Origin of the sequence: Shewanella aquimarina (genome assembly GCF_023349185.1) — a bacterium.
GTDB lineage: Bacteria > Pseudomonadota > Gammaproteobacteria > Enterobacterales > Shewanellaceae > Shewanella > Shewanella aquimarina.
Window position 1 is genome coordinate 1 of sequence record NZ_JAKIKY010000018.1, and the last position, 20,283, is coordinate 20,283.

Annotated in this window: 10 protein-coding genes and 2 tRNA genes; 2 read left to right on the forward strand and 10 right to left on the reverse strand. The window is 51.0% G+C overall.

From position 1 onward, the window contains the following. Window positions 1-31: 31 nt before the first annotated feature. Both L2731_RS18115 and L2731_RS18120 read left to right on the forward strand, forming a co-directional pair. Window positions 32-108, forward strand: a tRNA-Met gene (locus L2731_RS18115). 150 nt (window positions 109-258) lie between these two features. Next, a tRNA-Met gene (locus L2731_RS18120) sits at window positions 259-335 on the forward strand. Window positions 336-1,155: 820 nt separating this feature from the next. On the opposite strand, the gene L2731_RS18125 is transcribed toward L2731_RS18120, so the two are convergent. The 10 genes from L2731_RS18125 to prc form a co-directional block, all read right to left on the reverse strand. After that, window positions 1,156-1,689, reverse strand: coding sequence for a cell division protein ZapC (locus L2731_RS18125; protein ID WP_249254752.1), 534 nt, complete (start codon window positions 1,687-1,689; stop codon window positions 1,156-1,158). 159 nt (window positions 1,690-1,848) lie between these two features. Beyond that, window positions 1,849-2,874, reverse strand: coding sequence for a quinone-dependent dihydroorotate dehydrogenase (gene pyrD, locus L2731_RS18130; protein ID WP_249254753.1), 1,026 nt, complete (start codon window positions 2,872-2,874; stop codon window positions 1,849-1,851). Window positions 2,875-2,936: 62 nt separating this feature from the next. Continuing rightward, window positions 2,937-7,781 carry an NAD-glutamate dehydrogenase gene (locus L2731_RS18135; protein ID WP_249254754.1) on the reverse strand — a complete coding sequence of 1,615 codons (4,845 nt, stop codon included), beginning with the start codon at window positions 7,779-7,781 and terminating at the stop codon, window positions 2,937-2,939. Window positions 7,782-8,045: 264 nt separating this feature from the next. Then, entirely contained in the window at window positions 8,046-10,349 is a 2,304-nt protein-coding gene (locus L2731_RS18140; RefSeq protein ID WP_249254755.1) for an efflux RND transporter permease subunit, read from the reverse strand. Between the two features lie 12 nt (window positions 10,350-10,361). Next, entirely contained in the window at window positions 10,362-11,375 is a 1,014-nt protein-coding gene (locus L2731_RS18145) for a WD40/YVTN/BNR-like repeat-containing protein (RefSeq protein WP_249254756.1), read from the reverse strand. Window positions 11,376-11,468: 93 nt separating this feature from the next. Continuing rightward, window positions 11,469-12,833 (reverse strand): DUF1329 domain-containing protein, encoded by a 1,365-nt coding sequence (locus L2731_RS18150; RefSeq protein ID WP_239850409.1) that lies wholly within the window; start codon window positions 12,831-12,833, stop codon window positions 11,469-11,471. Between the two features lie 18 nt (window positions 12,834-12,851). After that, complete coding sequence (locus L2731_RS18155; RefSeq protein ID WP_249254757.1) at window positions 12,852-14,915, reverse strand: DUF1302 domain-containing protein; 2,064 nt, start codon at window positions 14,913-14,915, stop codon at window positions 12,852-12,854. A 325-nt stretch (window positions 14,916-15,240) separates the two neighbouring features. After that, a complete protein-coding gene (locus L2731_RS18160; RefSeq protein WP_415837014.1) occupies window positions 15,241-15,459 on the reverse strand; it encodes a DUF2835 domain-containing protein in 219 nt (72 codons plus the stop codon). Between the two features lie 127 nt (window positions 15,460-15,586). Then, the gene (gene pepN / locus L2731_RS18165; RefSeq protein WP_249254758.1) at window positions 15,587-18,148 is read right to left on the reverse strand and encodes an aminopeptidase N; all 2,562 of its coding nucleotides are present in this window, start codon (window positions 18,146-18,148) and stop codon (window positions 15,587-15,589) included. A 72-nt stretch (window positions 18,149-18,220) separates the two neighbouring features. Next, on the reverse strand, window positions 18,221-20,266 hold the full coding sequence (prc, locus tag L2731_RS18170) for a carboxy terminal-processing peptidase (protein WP_249254759.1): 2,046 nt from the start codon (window positions 20,264-20,266) through the stop codon (window positions 18,221-18,223). Between the last annotated feature and the right edge of the window lie 17 nt (window positions 20,267-20,283).

Consider the following 20,283-nt stretch of genomic DNA (forward strand, 5'->3'; position numbering starts at 1 on the left):
CAAGAATTAAAACGGTTTGCATCACATCGGACGCGGGATGGAGCAGCTTGGTAGCTCGTCGGGCTCATAACCCGAAGGTCGTCGGTTCAAATCCGGCTCCCGCAACCAATTTCTGATTGACACAGTAAGTAGTGATGTAAAAGGTTAAAGCGCCCCATTCGGGCTCGCAATATTAACCGCGGCAAAGGTAGTCGATTTAATCCACTCCCCTAACCAATTCCTCAAACAAGAATTAAAACGCTTTGCATCACATTCGGACGCGGGATGGAGCAGCTTGGTAGCTCGTCGGGCTCATAACCCGAAGGTCGTCGGTTCAAATCCGGCTCCCGCAACCAATTCAAAAACATAATTCAAGTCACCTAATTTAAGCCTGCCATACATACGAAGACAGTCGTCGACGGTATGCCGCCCAGTTCAAATCCGGCTCCCGCAACCAATTCAAAAACTTTATTCAAATCAAGCTATTTAAGTATGCCACACATACGACGACAGTCGTCGACGGTATGCCGCCCAGTTCAAATCCGTACCCGCAACCAATTCAAAACCTTCAGTCAAATCACGCTTAAGTCTGCCATACATACGACGACAGTCGTCGACGGTATGCCGCCCAGTTCAAATCCGGCTCCCGCAACCAATTCAAAAACTTCAGTCAAATCACGCTTAAGTCTGCCATACATACGATGACAGTCGTCGACGGTATGCCGCCCAGTTAACATCCGGCTCACACAACCAATTTCTTATGCTCACCCCATCATCTTATTTCTTACGCTTATTAAACCACCATGCTCAGTGCATCTGGCTATATTTGAAAAGCCAAGTTAACTTGGCGCGCCATGCTATCTAGAATTTCAGACTATCATTTGAAAACAATAAACTGTGACACCTGCAGTTAGGCCTGCCTTGCTCCCGCTAATGAATGAGAATTTATTTTAAGTTTTAATCTATCGATTCAAAACTCAACAAATGATCATAAAAAAGACAGTTAAGTATCAGTGATGAATAGGAGAAGAGATTAGAAAGTAAAAGAGAGGCAAACCTGATGGATCGAAAAAATGATTTACGGTCGATGATTGCAATAAAATAAATAGATCAAAAACATCAGGCATAAAAATAGGGAGCCTCAGCTCCCCATTCGATTAAATTTTGTCTTGCTTATTAAGCCGCGGCGATCTGACGATTCGCCTTTAAGGGATGTAATCTATCGTTCATCACCTTAATGCAATCGAACTGGCGCATCGCCTTGCTATCACTCAGGCGCAATTCGGGCGATAACAACATCACCAAGGAGGCCTGAATATTAGACTCAACCACCAGAACCTGCACGACTTCGCCTTGGCATTTCAACTGAAACACCTTACCCAGTTCACTGTAGACACAGATGGCAGAAGTCTCAAAAAACCACGACTTAGGCATCTGAGGTTTTAACAGAAAATGGGCCGCGGTAGCATTAAGTGCCAGCTGTACCCTCACCGCGTCGGCAATATTTAATGACTTACCAATACGCTCAATAAACTCAATATAGAATTTAGCGTGATCGACATTAAACTCCGTGGTTGCCAGGGCATCAGGAATAAGTGCTTTCGTTTTATAGGGAGTCAGAAATTCCATATCCGCACCTAACGAAACGCTTAAAACCCCATACGAATCGTTATATATCCATTGCCAATCCCTTTGTGGCATTAATAACATAACGTGTACCTATATACCTTAATACAGCTCGATAATAGATGATATTTCAGCCAATATCAAAAAAAATATTACAAATATGATATAGATAACAACATGTTATTGCGATCAAACGCGATCTAATTAAGATCGCGCGATCGTTTTTAGATCTAAATGAAGATCTTATTTACTCTTGACGCGATATGCATCGACGATCTCTTTAATTAATTCTGGTCCCCGATAAATAAAACCAGAATAAATTTGTACCATAGTTGCGCCCGCATCCAACTTATCTAACGCGTCGGCAGCACTATTAATACCGCCAACGCCTATGATAGGCACCTGGCCCTTTAAGCAATCGGCCAGCTGTTTAATTACTTTTGTTGACAATGAATTCAAAGGCTTACCACTTAGTCCACCGGCTTCATTAGAATTCACCAAGCCGCTGACACCGTCGCGGGTCAGCGTGGTGTTGGTGGCGATAGCACCATCGAACTCGTTACGAATGAGCGACTCGGCAATCTTCTCTATCTCTTCTGGCTCAAGATCCGGCGCAATTTTCAACGCGATCGGCACATACTTACCGTGACGTTCGGCAAGATCTTTCTGCTTGGCTTTTAATGATCCCAATAGATCATCAAGCAGATCCCCATACTGCAAGGTACGCAGACCTGGGGTATTTGGCGATGAAATATTTACCGCAATATAGGCAGCATAAGGGTAAACCTTTTCCATACAGATAAGGTAATCTTCTTTACCCTGCTCTACCGGCGTATCCTTGTTCTTGCCGATATTCACCCCAACCATGGCACCCGACTTGGCCGCCTTCAGGTTTGCCACCAGGTTATCGACACCCTTATTGTTAAAGCCCATGCGATTGATAATCGCCTTGGCAGGCTTTAAACGAAATAGGCGTGGCTGATCATTCCCCGGCTGTGGACGCGGAGTCACAGTGCCCACTTCCACATGGCCAAAACCCATGGCGTGGAACGCATCGATACACTCGCCGTCCTTATCCATACCGGCGGCTAGGCCGACAGGATTAGGAAAGGTCAATCCCATAAACTCGACAGGTGCCGCTTGCAGCTTCTGTGCATAAAAGCAGTTTAATGGCGAATTCGCAGTTGATTTCAGACCGCCTATAGCAAGGTTATGCGCCTTCTCGGGATCCATCTGAAACATCACTTTCTGTGCGATTTTGTAAAACATGCATTCTCCTAGACCGAAAAAAGCCCCGGCGATTGCCAGGGCTCATAACTAATTTTTATTTTTTACGATTGACCTTCGCAATGAAGGATCAACAGATTCAGCTCACGTAGGGCGACTGAGAACTTCGCAAACTCGTGGGTCTGCGAGGTCTTAAAGTCTGCAAGCATGTGGAACCATCTCTCCAATAAGCCCTGATTGGATTCGACCCACTGATCGATAATGGCGTCAGCATCACAAACCGATGGGCAGGTACGTAGCACTGCAGAACTCAGTGAACGTTGTTGCCAATCAAGCTCTTCCCTAAATGCCGCTCTCGCCAGCGCTTGCCAGTGGTTCGCCACAGGCTGCGCACTGATCTGCTCGAGGAACCAGTGCAGGTCGATACGAGCACCTAACTTGTAGTAGGTCTCGGCAACCAAGGCCACAGGCTTGTCTTCCAGCTCGGCAATTTGCGAGATGTCCAGCGCCGAGAACAGTGTACTCATGTTCACGACATCGGTCGCAACCTGTTCTGGTACACCTTCTTTCACCAGCGCTGCAATCTCGGCGCGGATGCCGTTGACTTCATCTTCCACCAGATACTGGTGAACATTCTGACGAAGTTCCTGGAACACTGGGCTAAAGAAGGCCACAACCTGCTCGATGCTTTGGTTACGGTTACGATGACGTAAGAACCAACGACACGCGCGGCGTAGATTACGACGCAACTGATGCAGCATCTCGCCTTGAACCACAGCAGGCACCACACCGTTTAGCGCCGTGATCGATTTAGTTAAATCAGCTAAACCAAATACTTCACGAGCCATAGTGTAGCAGATAGCGGCTTCGGCGACTGAGGCACCTGTCTCATCTTGCATACGCTGAACGAAATTCAAGCCCATGTCGTTAACCAACTCGTTGGCCAGCGAGGTCGCGATGATCTCGGCGCGCAGCGGATGGTTGACCATACGCTCGCTGTACTTCTCCTGTAGCTGACGAGGGAAGTATTCGATAAGCAGCTGACTCAAGAATGAATCGTCGGTAATTTCCGGCGTCAGCAGTTGCTCTTTCAATACCATCTTGGCGTAGGCCACAAGTACAGATAGCTCAGGGCGAGTCAGTGACTTACCGTTTGCTAGGCGCTCTGCCAGCTCGTCATCACTTGGCAGGAACTCGAGTGCTCTATCGAGCTTGTCTTCCTTCTCCAGGTAATGGATGAAGCGGATCTGCTCTTTCAACTGCTCGGCGCCGCGCACCTGAGTCACAGAGATGGTGCGGGTCTGATCCTTACAGTCTTGCAGTACGATGCGGCTGACTTCGTCAGTCATCTCAACCAGCAGACGGTTACGCTGTTTAACTGTCATCTCACCTTCGGCCACCATGGCGTTAAGCAAGATCTTGATGTTAACTTCGTTGTCCGAACAATCCACACCACCCACGTTATCGACGAAGTCGGTGTTCATGCGGCCACCATTGGCAGCATATTCGATACGGCCAAGCTGGGTACAACCTAGGTTACCACCCTCGCCTATGATGCGCGCCTGAACCTCGTTACCGTTGACACGCAGTGCGTCGTTGGCGCGGTCACCCACCTCGGCGTGTGTCTCGCTGGTCGCCTTGATGTAGGTACCGATACCCCCGTTCCAGATCAGATCCACCTTCATCTTCAGCAGCTCTTTAAGCAGCTCGTTTGGTGTCATAGATGCTTTCTTGGTGTCCAGCATCTTCTTCATTTCTGGCGTCAGGGTGATTGACTTGGCCGAGCGCAGGAATATTCCGCCGCCCTTAGAGATCAAGTCCTTGTTGTAGTCTTCCCAGCTTGAACGTGGCATCTCGAACAGACGTGCACGCTCTTTATAGCTGCTGGCCGCATCAGGATTCGGGTCGATAAAGATGTGCATATGGTTAAATGCAGTCACCAGACGAGTGTGCTCAGAGAGCAGCATACCGTTACCGAATACGTCACCGGCCATGTCACCAATTGCCAAACAGGTAAAATCTGTCGTCTGACAGTCTATACCAATTTCGCGGAAGTGACGCTTAACCGATTCCCATGCACCGCGGGCAGTGATACCCATCTTCTTGTGGTCGTAACCGTTACTACCACCCGATGCGAAGGCATCGCCTAACCAGAAGCCATACTCTTCAGAGATGGCGTTGGCGATATCTGAGAAGGTCGCGGTGCCCTTATCGGCCGCCACAACCAGGTATGGATCGTCTTCATCGTGACGTACCACGTTCGCAGGAGGAACAATTTCGCCTTCGATGATATTGTCAGAGATATCCAGCAGACCGCGGATAAACAAGCGGTAGCACTCTTGGCCTTCGGTGAAGAAGGCATCGCGGCCACCTTCGGTCGGCAGTTGCTTACAGACGAAGCCACCCTTGGCGCCCACAGGCACAATTACAGTGTTCTTCACCTGCTGGGCTTTCACCAGGCCCAGTACCTCGGTACGGAAGTCTTCACGACGGTCAGACCAGCGCAGGCCACCACGGGCAACCTTGCCACCACGCAGGTGTACACCCTCTACCCTTGGTGAGTAGACGAAGATCTCAAACTTAGGCAGCGGACGCGGCATCTCAGGGATCTCTTCAGGTGAGAACTTGAATGACACGTAAGGCTTGTTGTTACCATCTGGCAGCACCTGATAGAAGTTGGTACGCAGAGTGGCGTTGATCAGATCCAGGTAACGACGGATGATACGGTCGTCATCCAGGCTAGACACCTCTTCCAGACGCATATCGATTTGTTCAACAAACTTAGCCAGAGTACGAGTCTTCAGCTTAGGGTTGAACTTACGGATAAACATCTTCACCAAGAGATCGGCAATTTGTGGATAGCTGCTGAAGGTCTCTTCGATATAGGCCTGACTGAAGGTCGCATCGATCTGACGCATATACTTAGCATAGGCACGCAGTACAGAGACTTCGCGGCCAGAGAGGCCAGTTGCCAATACCAGACGGTTAAAGCCGTCATCTTCCAGCTCTTTACGCCATACCTGTGACAGGGCCGTCTGGAATCTGTCTTGGCTGTCGGCCAAGTTATCAACCGCCGCGCCTTGTACTGTCATCAAGAAGTCCAAGATCCAGAAGGTTGAACCATCGGCGGTCATCACTTCATAGGGACGTTCGTTGATCACGCGTAGGCCGAAGTTTTCCAGCATCGGCAATACATCAGACAGATGGATTGGCTCATCTTTATGGAATAGTTTCAGACGTACCTTGTTGTCTTTAAGTGCCGTTTCCTGTGGCTGATAGAAGAGCATGCCAAGCTTATGATCATCATCCAACGCTTCTAAGTGCTCGATATCCACCACGGCAGAGCTAGGCAACACATCTTCTTTGTAGCTGCGTGGAAACGCATTCACATAACGTTTGACCAAACGGTTGCCAGACTCTTCGCCTTGGGCAGTGATCAGCGCTGTGTTTAACTTGTCTTCCCATGAACGCGCAGCTTCAATTAGATTGTTTTCGATGGCAGCCACATCTACATCCGTAATATTATTATCGACTTTGACTATATAGTGAGTACGCGCGAGCGTAGACTCAGAGAAATAAGTTGTAAATTCAACATCTTCTTTAGTGTTGAAGTGTTGCGCCAGAATACGTTGAGTATCTTCACGCAGCTTAGTGTTGTATCTGTCTTTAGAGACGTAAACCAGGCAAGAGAGGAAACGACCAAAGCCATCCTTGCGCACAAACAGTTTAAGTTTGTCACGATCTTGCATCTCCAGAACACCGTGAGCCATGCTGGCCAATTCTGATTCACGCGCCTGAACCAGCTCATCGCGTGGCAAGGTTTCCAGAATGTGCATCAAGGCCTTGTAGTCGTGCGAGTGCGGCGTCAGACCTGAGTCGTCCAGTACGCGCTGCAGTTTTTCTGCCAGCAGCGGGATCTCACGAGGGCTGCGGTTATAAAGGTTTGAGGCATACAGACCGATGAATCTGTCTTCACCGATCACGTTACCCTGCTCGTCGAAACGCTTGATGCCGATATAGTCGACATAGGCCGGGCGGTGTACACGGCTCTTCTCTGTGCTCTTGGTCAAAATAAGCAGGCTGTTGTCGAGCGCTTCTTTACGTGCGGTATCTGACAGGCTAGAGAGCATGAGTCCCTTAGAACTCTTAGGCTTACCCGGTACATTCATCAGACCAAGGCTGGTCTCGTTAACTGGCAACAGCTCGAGATCACCTTCGACCTTGTGCAGGTCATAACGGCGGTAGCCCAGCAGGGTGAAATGATGGTTGTTGAGATAGGTGAGGAAGTTGATGGCCTCATCCAGATCACGCTTCTTACCCGGGAAAGGACGGTCTGCCAGCTCAGCGATGGTCTCGCTTAGCTTGTTAGACATCGCCTGCCAGTCGTTGACCGATGCAGCCACATCACCCAATACAGATTGGATCTCTTTCTCCAGGCTCTTGATATCGGCATCGCTGCTCAGTCTGTCGACTTCGATCAGGAACACGGCAACCTTGTCGTTGCTCTCATCCTTATCGTCGTTGTAGCTAACACCAGTGATCACGCCCTGATCACGCTTCACGGTTAACGGCGTGTGCAACATCATGTGAGTGGTGATGCCCATGCGGTTAAGCGCCATGCCTACAGAGTCAACAAGGAAAGGCATATCTGGTTGAATCACCTCGATGATTGAGTGGGATGATTTCCAACCATGCTTAGATTGACTCGGGTTAAACACACGAATATGGGTCTCGCCGACAGGCGTCTTGTTCGCGGCATTCCAAAGGCTGAGGACGGCGCCGTAAAGATCACTGTCATTGCGGTGCTGCAAGTCATCTTTCGACATGTGGGCATAAATACAAGTTGCGAACTGTTCAACTTGTTTGGCTTGTGTATTGGGAACTTTCGAATGAATTAGGCTGACTACGTTCTCGAGTAGTACTGAAGGCATTGCATCTTTCAAGGCCATGTTGCTGTTTCCTTTAGGGTCTATGGCAGCGTTTTTGTAATTTTATGGATGCTTGAGCATATGACAGGCCAAATCTAATTATGTGACCTAAGTCATAGCGCGAAGTTTATTACTAAATGTGCCAATTTTCGAGAACTATTTTAGTGGTAGATCCTCATCCCTCGGGGTTTTGCGGCCATATCGGAGTGCATGATGAAAAAACAATCGTAAAGTGAGCGTAACTATGCAAAAAAAGAGAGAGCCAATGCTCTCTCTTTCAGTCTGCTATCGCGGCTTACGCCAGAAAATAGCGCCTATCGCAGGCAAAATAATTATTGCCCCCAACATATTCACCAAAAACATAAAAGTTAACAGTATGCCCATGTCCATTTGGAACTTAAGCGCCGAGAAGAACCAGGTACTGACACCAATCGCCAGTGTCAGGCCGGTGAAGATCACCGCACTGCCCCGCTCAATCAGCGCCTGGTGATAGGCGGTTTGCACCGGCATGCCGTCTCTGAGCTTAACCGCCATGGTCGAGAGGATATAGATACCATAGTCGACGCCGATACCGACGCCCAAGGCGATCACCGGCAGCGTGCTCACCGCCAGGCCGATATCGAGCTGGGTCATCAGCGCCTGTGCCAGGGTCGATACCACATACAGGGGCAGGATAACCGCCACGGTCGCGCGAATCGATCTGAAACTGATGAGACAGAGGACAAACACGGCGCCATAGACATAGAGCATCATAGGCAGCTGTGCCTCGGCGACCGCCTCGTTGGTCGCGGCCATTACCCCAACCGGGCCAGAAGCCAGCTTAAACTTGAGCTTGTCGTTATCCATCTTGGCAGACAGCGTCTTGACCTTATCGATCACCAGCTCAATGGTCTCCGCCTTATGATCTTTAAGGAACAGATAAACAGGCATCACAGAGCAGTTACCGTCTAGCAAACCCGAGGTGGTCGGGATCTGCCCTACCGCCTGCACCAGACTTGCGGTAGTGCGTGGTAGCACCTGCCACTTAGGGTTACCCTCGTTGAAACCTGCGTTAACCCGCTTGGCGATAGACGCCAGGCTGGCGGTCGACTCGACACCAGGGGTATTGGCCACCTGCCATTCGAACTCGTCGATTTGCGTCAACACATCATGGTAGGTACAGGCCTCGGGAAAGGCCTCGACGATCACTGTCATCACGTCCGTCGTAATAGAGAAGTGATCGGTAATATAGAAGGTGTCCTGGTTGTAGCGGCTGTCGAAATGCAGTGCCGGCGCCCCGCCCTGTAGATCGCCAATCTTCATCTTATTGGCCTGCTGCAACCCAAGCCCGTAGAGGAGTGCAGTGGCGATCAGCACGACTAGCGCATACTTAGGCGTGGCGAAACAGGAGAGTTTACGCCAGATAGCCTCCACTTTGCCGTTTGATTTTGTCGGCAGCGCCTTGACCTCAGTAAAGGAGATCAGCAAAGGCAACAGCACCAGGTTGGTCAGGATGATCACCGCCACCCCCAGGGATGCCGAGATGGCCAGCTCACGAATGATGCCGATATCGATGGCCAGCAAGGTCATGAAGCCTACGGTGTCAGAGAGCAGCGCGACGCCACCAGGGATCAGCAGACTGCGAAACGCTAGTGCGGCGGCAGATTTGGTGCTCTCACCCTCCCCCACGCGACGTCTGACGGCATTGATCATCTGCACGCCATGACTCACCCCGATGGCAAACACCAGGAAGGGGATCAGAATCGACATGGGATCCAGACCAAAGCCGACCACGGTAAGCAGGCCTAGCTGCCAAACCACGGCCACCAGGCTACAAACCAGAGGAAGCAGGGTTAGTTTGACCGAATGGGAGAAGAGATACACCATCACGGCGGTCACTAATATAGCGATGGCAAAGAAGAGTACGACCCCCTTTGCCCCCTCGGCCACATCACCGGCCATCTTGGCAAAACCGATAATATGGATCTTTATCTCATCATTTTCATACTGACCACGCAGCTCCTTCTCGAGTTGACTGGCGAAGGCCAAGGTATCGAGGGGTTCACCGGTCTGGGGGTCGAAATCCATCAACTGCGCCGTCACCATGGCCGCCGAGTAGTCCTCGGCGATGAGGCGCCCTACGATACCCGCCTTCTCTATGTTGCTGCGAACCACCTCGAGCCCGGCGGGCGTGGTAGAAAAATCTGCCGGAATAACTGGGCCGCCTGCGAAACCATCTTCCACCACCTCGGTAAATCGGGTCGATGGCGAATAGAGTGATTTAACCTGGGCACGATCGACACCAGGAATGAAGAACAGCTGGTCGTGTACCTGCTTTAAGGTATCGAAAAAGTTGGGGTTAAAGATGTTGCCACTGGTATCTTCCACCGCCACCATGATGCTATTTGCGCCGCCAAACTGCTTCTGATGCTTCAGATAAGTCTGCATATAGCTATGATTAAGCGGGATATTCTTAACGAACGCCGCATCCATCTTCAGATGGCTGGCCTGAAAGCCGAGAAACAGGGTTGCCAGCAAGAAGGCGAATATCACATAGGCCCGTTGCCGAAACAGGAAGGATTCTAATCCATTAACTAATTTATCTAACATGCCATGGCCTTATTATTTTTGTTGTAATGCAACTAAGCCTTTGGTACCGGCAATCCAAAGTGTACCTGACTTATCCTGGCCGATAGCGACCAGGTTTTCCCCCTGACGCTGAGTCACCATAGTCACGCCATCATCGGCGGTTACGTCGATCACCACGCCGCCATTGCCGACCAGCCTGACCTTATCGTCACTTAGCACAATTCCACCATTCAGCGTCGACTTGGAAGGCAGCTCGATCGCCTGCCACTGCTCTAGGTCGCCGGCGCTCTTAAACAGGTGCCCACGCAGGCCAAGCACATAGATCCCCTGCTTGGCCACTAAGATATTAAACAGCGAGCCCTCATAGGGAAACTCGATGCGCTGCCAGCTAAGGCCATTGTCTTGTGACTCGGCCGCCAGACCAAGTTCACCCACCATCAACAGGCGGTCATCGGCTAGACGCACCACACGATTAAAGTGGGGTAATAATGTACTGCGCTCTTTTAGATACAGGCTTTCATCTTCCGCCTTGAGTTCATCGAGATAGGCCTGATCCTCTTCGTATAAGAGCTCGGTATGAAACTCCTGCTGCCACTGTTTACCGCCATCCTGGGTGCGATAGAAGAGTCCATAGGCGCCAATCGCTATGCCATGGTTGGCGTCGAAGAAGAGCACATCCAGGAAAGGCTTTTCAATCTCGGGGGAACGCATCTGCGCCACCCAGCTCTTGCCCCCGTCCTGGGTATGTAAGATGGTGGCATCGTGACCCACAGCCCACCCCAGTTCTGGCGTCAGCAGCGTCGCCTTGGTCAGCAAGGCGCGACTCGGTGAGATCACCTGCTGCCAGCTGTCGGTAAAACGAAATAGATGACCACGATCGCCCACGGCAATCATAGTTTCTCCCTGCTTGGCAATATCCAATACCAGGGATTGTGTCGCCAGCGGCTGAATATCGGAAGATGCCACCTCGGTTGCCGCTTGGGCCCCGGCTAGGGTGACAAAACACAGAGAAGATAAAGCGACAAGCCGAAGCATGCTAAACCACATACAAACTTCCTTTCGTAAAATGAGGGGCCAACAGGCCCCTCTCCCCTAAGTTCTTAAAAAGTACTTAAAAATAAGTGCTTAACGAACGAGTGCTTAACGGATGCCAGCACGTCTCAATGCCGCTGGCGTAAAGTTCGCTTCGCTCAGCTTGGCATCGAAGTTATACATACGACCCTCGTTATCCAGACCCATGGCCAGGTAACGACGAGACTGCAGATCGTGGATCACTTCAAGTGTGGTCCAGTGAGTCGGCACTTCGTAGTAGTTGATGGCGTGTGCCACGGCTACGCGATAAAGCTCATCACGGTTGTCATACATGTCTGCCATAGCCACCTGCCAAGAGTCCTCATCGAGATAGAAGACGCGGGTCTTGTAGATGTGACGCATACCATCCTTAAGCTGTGCCTTAACTTCCCATACGCGGTGCTTTTCCCAGCGCACATAATCTGGGTTGATATGACCTGGCTTGAGGATCTGCTCATATTTCAACTTGTCTGAGTGCAACTTGTAGTCGTTGTAAGGAATGTAGATCTCCTTCTTACCCACAAGCTCCCAGTTGTATCGAACCGGTGAGCCGTTAAACATATCGAAATCATCTGTGGTGCGCAGACCATCAGATACGGTGCCCGGCGTATCGAAGGCAACGTTTGGCGCCTTACGAACGCGGCGCTGTCCTGTGTTATAAGTCCAGGCCTGACGTGGCAGTGCTTCCTGATCCATGGTTTCTTTAACCAACAGCGCGGTACCCGCCAGACGTGCCGGCTGAGTCACCACCTGCTTAAAGTAGAACAGGGTATTAGACTCTTTTAACTTATCCAACGTCATTTCGGGACGCGAATATTGAAAGCGGATCTCTTCGGCGGTTTCCACCAGGGTGTAACCACCAGATGCCGTTGGTGCCGCCTGACTACGGGCCGTCTCGACGTCTACGCCACGAAAACGCAGCACATGGTTCCAGATGGCTTCAAGCCCATTTTGTGGCACCGGGAAAGGCACGCCAATTGAGGCACCAGAGATCCCGTTGCCGTCTGCCACTAGCTCGGCACGTGTGGCATTGGCCTTGGTTGCGTCGTAGACAAACTGAGGCACGGAAGCGGTACGACGTGTCTGGTAGACATTCATCTTGTAGGTATCAGGGTACAGTTCGAACAACTTCATCTGACCTGGGGTCAGGTAGTCTTTGTACTGCGCCTTGTTAGCATTGGTAATGGTAAATTCAATCTTGTCGTTCGGGAAAGGATCGGGATGATGCATTCCCTTCTCGTAGCCGGCGACAGGTTTAGTGATACCACCATCCCAAGCCGGAATAGAACCATCGGCGTTGCCCTCCTTTTCACCGCCAAGTGGCGTGAGTTCGGTGCCAAGCTTGGCCGCCTGCGCCTCTGAAACTTTCGCAAAGGCTGTTGGTGCGGTCAATGCGACTATCACAGCAGCCGACAATAGTGTTAGTTTTTTCATTCTTATTGTCCTTGTGAATTAGATTGAATACTTGATGTTAAACGACACATAATCGCGATCTGACATCAGATTCGTCGTGCCGACACCACCGAAGAAGGAGTTGTATGAGAAATCTGCGCCCCAACGACTCTGATAATCGAAGTTCACGCCAATAGCGACGGACTTCTTACCTTCGGTGAACAGGAACATAGGATCTGGGGTGATCCCGTCAACATCATGGGAGAAGATGATGCGCGGCGACATGTTTACACCGGCAAACAGGTTGTTGTAATCGGCCTTGGCGACTAAACGATAACCCCAGGCAAAATCCGTTGGGAAAGGATTCGTTTCAGGGCCGTTATGTACCGCCTCGATGATACCAGGCATATCTGGGTTACCGCCCGAACGCGCCGTGCCAGGACCATTGAGACGCAGCTCATCGAAGCCTGGCATGTCATGGATCCAAACGCCACCTACCTCGGCCAGCATCACCAGATTATCCATGCCCAGTGTCGGACCGAACAGATGGGTAAAGGTTACCTGTGCCTGAGTGGTATCGCGGCGGATATAGCCTTCTGCATATTCGCCCGGTCCATAATTCTGCACCTGTGAGATCCCATCGAGATCGCCTCTATAGTGCGGGAGGTTAGGATCAATGTTCGCTAATTGCTGCGGCATCGCCGCAAACAAAAGCTCAACGTCATCAATTTGTAATGGTTCATCCAGTCTATGAGCAATTTCACCGGCAACGGAGGTATCGCCAATCAGAGTGTTGAAACTAAAGCCGTAGAGTTGAATATCTTCAGGGTAAACGATTTGCGCCTTTGAGAAGGTCTCTAAACCGAGCAATGTTTGACGATCCACTGTTGCCCCAGTACCACCAAGCATTCCAAGTTGTGCCAGATCTGCACCTATTGCTTCGGCAGTAAAGTTAGCAGTAGTGCCGCTGATCAGCGGACGACGGCTATGATAGTTCATGTAGTAGAAGCCAAACTCTGTCTCGCCCAGCTCTGGTGCGTAATAACCCAGCTTGATACCGTACTGACCCGAATCGCTGGCGCTCGCCTGATCTTGCATCAGGGTCACCTTAGTCGGGTAGGCTAACGCCAATGAACCCAGTGTCGCCGCATCGTACTGACCCGATGCCACCATGGCCGCCAGCTTCTGATACTCGTCTATCAGGAACTCTAGGTTGATGTCAGGGTTGGCATTAAAGCCCAGCTGGGCATTTTGTGAATAGCCGCCGTAACCGGCAAAATCGTTAGTCGAGAAGTATGAGCCAGGGGTGGGCACCCAAACTGGCTCCCAATCATATTGATAGAAGGCTTCGACAGAAAGAGACTCTGTTACACCCAGTGACGCCCAAATCATGCCTTGTGGTCTAAAGGCTTCTTTAAGCTCGGCGCCCGGTGCATTAAGGATGTTAAGATCGACCGGGTTGATCACCCCGATGCCGTGCGGAATTAGTGTGCTTTCGCCCCATGACACCACCTGGTTACCGATACGCACGCTCAGTGGGTTAGCACCGTCGTTGAAATCGAAATCGCCATAGATGAAGGCATCTAACAGGCGCACATCTTTACACTGTACCTTAGAGGCTTCCGAGTCGGCACAAGGGTCATACTCCTTGCCGGTTATCGGGTCGCTGTAGCCATAGCTGCCGTTGTTGGCCTTCTGATCGTAGAAATACATGCCACGGGCAAACAGACCGAAATTTTCATACTTAAGCGACAGTTCATGCAATCCCTTGAACACCATTGAGGTTACGTCACCCTGAGAATAGAGCATGTTACTCAAGTCACCGTTGCTCGAGTAAGAACCCGGCTGAGCCCAAATCTCGGCCGAGGTATATTTAGTGTTACCGAATGCGGAATAATTTGACCAGTCGAAGCGCGGGTGATTCACCTTACCAATCTGGTTATCCCAGTCTCGCTCCTCAACACGCCAGCTTGCACCGGCACTGAATGTTGAATCGAACGAGCCTTGCACTTCTCCCCAATCGAACGACACGGCTTGCACGCCTGATGTCGCTCCAAGACTCAACGCTGCGACGATCCCCAAAGCTAGCGCTGACTTGTTAAAGCCATTTTTAACGTTTTTCATTTTAGCTCTTCTCCGTAACCTGCTGGATTCTTTGTTATAGGAATGATGGCCAACATCTTGTTAGCGTACAGGTAACACCATTGTTACAGCATTTAGGGGTGATGAGCAAGGCGAAAAAACAGAAAATTACCTTGATATTTGTACACTTAAGCTAAAGGGCTTACGTAAATTCAAACACACGATTTAAATCCTTTATAACAAGTCGTACCAGATGAAAAACGTCCGTTGAAAAAGCAAGCATAAACAGGTAATTAAACTTGTATCCTAGTGAACTGAGGCAGAGATGAAACGAAATCACTCGTTTGAAGTATATACTCTAAAAAACTTAGAGCTGGGTGAGGGAAACGAGTTGACCCTCATCATCGAGTTGTAGACGAAAGTAACCCCTGATACCGGAGGTTGTCAGAAAGGGTCTGAAGTGACGGGCGTGGATCCACAGTGTCTTACCAGAACTATCTTTCACCTCAATCTTATCAATACTGCCTTGATAATAATTGAGAAACTCCTGGTAACTCACCTGCATGGGAAAGGTAAATATCATCATAATCTATCATCTAACAGTAAAAGGGGCGAGATGCCAAGCACCCCGCCCTCTCTATCTTAGGCCAATCGCTAGCCCATAGGCTAGGCGCTTATCTAGGCCCGTAATCTTAGGTCTTAGGCTAAGAGCGCTAAGCTAGGGCCTTAGACACCTTCTCATAGAGGTCTTTCGACAGATCCGGTAAGGCCAAAATCTCTTCCAGGGCTGCTCGCATTAGCCTCTGGCGCTGCTCATCAAACTTCTTAAACTGAATAAGTGGTGTGATGATGCGTGCCGCTACCTGAGGGTTCAGGGTATTGAGCTTGATGATCGCCTCGGTCAGGAAACGATAGCCGCTGCCGTCGATGCGATGGAACACCTCAGGGTTAGCTGCCGCAAAGGCGCCGATTAAGGAGCGTACCCTGTTTGGATTGGCAAAGCTAAAGGCACTATGTTGAGTAAGCTCTCGCAGCGCATCGCAGCGATCTACACCCGGGCAGCACGCCTCCAGCGTCAGCCATTTATCCATTACCAAGGGGGTGTCGGCCCATTTTTGCTGAAAATCTTGCAGCAGGCTGGTACGTAACTCAGACTGCTCGAGGTTAAGCGCAGCCAGCGCGCCCAAGCTATCTGTCATGTTAGCTGCCTGCTCATATTGATGCTGCGCCAGGCTCTGATGCGCATCCGAGGTCTGTAGCAATAATCCCAGACAAGCATTCTTAAGGGCCCTTGCTCCGGCGCTGTCAAAAGATAAGAGCTCACGATAACGTGCCAGCAACTCATCTTCACAACCTGAGGCGATCTCCTCCAGCATAAATTCGCGGGCCGATGCCAGGGCGTCGAGATCCACGCGGCTCACCTGCTCTACCAGGGTATTCAGGCTAGGGAACTTAAGCACCTCGGCGAGCAGCGCCTGATCCAGTTGCTCGTCTAGCAGCAAACCTTTAACGCCATCGACCAAACGAGGGTCGACGTACATCGCTTTTTGCGCCTTAAGGTGCGCCACATTCTGCCAAACCGCCTGACTAAAGAGTGCCGCCGAGGCCTCCCACTTAGCCACCTCGCTGCTGGCGTAACGCATCAGATGGATCAGTTGATCCACGCTATAGGCGAAGTTGAGCCTCACCGGCGCCGAGAAGTTTTGCAGCAGCGAAGGCACAGGTTGCTCGCTCATGTCACTAAACACTAGCTCTTGCTCGGCCTCTGTGATGCTAAAGACCTGACTGAGGAGCGAGCGGCCATCGCTGCCGATAAGCTCGAGATCGAGCGGAATGTGCAGCGGCAACTTCTCACTCTGCTCCGGCGTCGGTGGCGTATGTTGACGCAGACTCAGGCGATATTCCTGTTTTTCGACGTCATAGCGCTCCTCAACCGTGAGTTCTGGGGTACCAGATTGACTATACCAGCGTCTGAACTGAGTCAGATCCACGCCGCTGGCATCTTCCATCGCCGCCACGAAATCATCACAGGTGACCGCCTGACCATCGTGGCGCTCGAAGTAACACTTCATTCCGGCCTGGAAGCCCTGCTCACCCAAGAGGGTGTGCATCATGCGGATCACTTCTGCGCCCTTGTTATACACAGTGACGGTATAGAAGTTATTCATCTCAATCACAGATTCGGGACGAATCGCGTGGGCCATAGGGCCGCTATCTTCGGCAAACTGCTGGTTCTTTATGACCTTAATGGCATGGATACGGTTGACCGCCCTTGAGCCCACGTCTGAGCTAAACTCCTGATCGCGAAATACCGTCAGGCCCTCTTTGAGGCTCAACTGGAACCAGTCACGGCAGGTGACACGGTTGCCCGTCCAGTTATGGAAATACTCGTGTCCCACTACCGACTCGATACCGTGGTAATCCTCATCCGTCGCCGAGTCTTTGTCCGCCAACACATATTTAGTGTTGAACACGTTGAGGCCCTTATTCTCCATGGCGCCCATGTTGAAGAAATCCACCGCGACTATCATGTAGATATCCAGATCGTATTCGAGATCGAAGCGGCTCTCGTCCCAGGCCATCGACTTCTTCAGCGATGCCATGGCGTGGTGTGCCTTGTGCAGATTGCCCTTGTCGACAAAGACCTGCAGCGCAACCTCGCGGCCACTCTTGGTGGTAAAGCTATCGTCCAGCAGATCGAAGTCCCCTGCTACCAGGGCAAACAGGTATGCCGGTTTCGGGAAAGGATCTTCCCAGCAAACAAAGTGACGCCCGCCTTCAAGATCGCCAGTGTCGACGCGGTTACCGTTACTCAAGAGGTAAGGAAACGCCGCCTTGTCGGCTTCGATACGCACCTTGTAGACCGCCAGTACATCGGGGCGATCCAGGAAATAGGTGATGCGTCTGAAACCTTCTGCCTCACACTGAGTACAATAGGCGCCATCTGACATGTATAGGCCTTCTAGCGCCAGGTTAGCCTGGGGATCCAGCTTAGTCACTATGGTCAGTTCGAAGTCAGCTAAGTCGGTTTCTATGCTTAACTGGCCATCGGTGACGCGATAATCATGAGTCTTACCATTAAGCAGTAGCTGGCTCACGCTCAGCCCTTCACCATCAAGCTCCAACGTCTGGGCGGCGTCGTTTAAACGCTTCACCTGACTCACCGCGGTGACCTGAGTATTGGCACCATCGAGCACGAAAGAGAGCTCCACATGAGAAATTGTGAAATCCGGTGCGCGATAGTCTTTTAAATATTTGGCCTTAACCTGTGCCATTTAGATTCCCTCATCTGAAAAGATTATAAAAAAACGCGCCAATAGCGCGTTTTTAAAAAATTTGGCTCAATATTATTTCGCCTGGTTTTTAGCCACTCTTTCCATATCCACTAAATCCAGAGTGATATAGACTGTCTCGTCGAGAAATGCGTCCGGCGCCTTCACATCTTCTTCGGCGTCATCCAGAGACTTAAGTGCCTCTAGGCCTGCCACCGCACGGCGCTCGTTGAGGCGAACAAGTTGCTTCTCATCATTCGCTTCGCGCTCGGCCACACGCTCTTTCTCTACCAGAGAGACGCTGGTTTCTTTGTGGCTCTTCTTAAACTCGGCAATATCTTGATCGATATAGCCAAATTCAACATCTTTCTTGATACGTTGCTGGTGACGCGAATCGAGGTTGGTCACTAGCTCAGGGGTAATATCCCCAAGCGTACCGTATTGGGCCACAGGCACCTTATCCCAAGGCAAGGCGTTGGCTTCCTCGGCTTCACCGTATTCGCCCGGCTCGAGTGCACTCGGGAACGGAATATCCGGTGTCACACCTTTGAGCTGAGTGCTACCGCCGTTGATACGGTAAAACTTGGCGATGGTGTACTGCACATGGCCGATAGGCTTGTCATACATATCATAGATACGGCCCAGGCTCTTATGCTGCTGCACTGTGCCCTTACCAAAGGTCGACTCACCCACGATAAGCGCGCGATCATAGTCTTGTAACGCGGCGGCGAAGATCTCTGACGCCGAGGCGCTGTAACGGTCTACCATCACGGTGAGCGGTCCTGAATAGGTCACACGGCCGTCGTTGTCGCGATTTTGCGACACCTTACCGTTAGCATCACGGATCTGCACCACAGGGCCTTGCTCGATAAACAGGCCTGTTAACAGCGTCGCCTCGGTTAATGCACCGCCGCCATTACCGCGCAGGTCAATAACAACACCTTCAACCTTGGCCTCTTTGAGCTTGACTAACTCTTTGGTGACATCTTGAGACAGGTTCATGTAGAAACCTGGGATCTTAATCACCCCAACCTTGCGGCCGGCATAATTACCGGTTTCAGGCTCGATCACCTCTGAGGTCGCGGCGCGATCTTCTAAACGGATCTTGTCACGTACTATGGTCACGTCGATTGGCTTGGCAGAAGAGCCGCCCTTCTTAGGCAGGATCTGCAGAATGACCTTACTGCCCTTAGGCCCTTTGATCAGCTCGACCACGTCATCCAGTCGCCAGCCGATCACATCGACTATCTCTTTACCTTCCTGGCCGACACCCACGATACGATCTTCCGGTGCCAGCTTTTCGCTGTTGGCCGCGGGGCCGCCAGCCACCAGGCTCTTGATCACTGTGTAGTCGTCATCCATTTGCAACACGGCGCCTATGCCTTCGAGGCTCAGGTTCATCTCCATCTGGAAACGTTCGGCGTTGCGTGGCGACAGGTAACTGGTGTGCGGCTCGACGCTGCGAGAGAAGGCGTTCATCACACCTTGGAAGACATCTTCACTCTTGGTCTGGCTAAGACGCTTGATGGCATTGTTATAGCGCTTCTCGAGCACCTTAACGATCTCATCCCAGTTTTTACCGGTCAGCTTAAGGTTTAAGGCATCGTACTTGACGCGTTGACGCCACAGCTCATTGAGCTCGGCCTCATCTTTTGGCCAGGCGGCGTCATCTCTGTCGTACTGATAGCTGTCGCCGGGGGCGTTGAAGTCCATCTCTTTGTCGAGCAGAGATAAGGCGTAGGCAAAACGGTCATAACGACGCTGCTGCACCAGATCGAAGATCTTGTAGGCGGCGGTGAGATCACCGCTTTTCAGCATGTCGTCAAATTGGGTCGCATAAGGCTTGAAACTGTCGATATCACTCTGAAGCAAGACATTGCGGCGATAATCGAGCTGCTTAAGGTAACGCTCGAACACCTGCTCGGAGAAGGCATCGTCCAGATCGAATCTATGATAATGGGCGCGAGTGAACAGACCCGTCACTCGCTTGCTCGCTACTTTATGTTGCGGCTCTTGCGTTAGAGAGGGCAACTCGCTAGATGGAATACTGGGCGTCAGTGCCCATGCCGAGAATCCTACAAAGATGCTGGCAATGGATGCTGCCAGAGTGAGTTTTCGCATCAACAAGTTACTCCTTT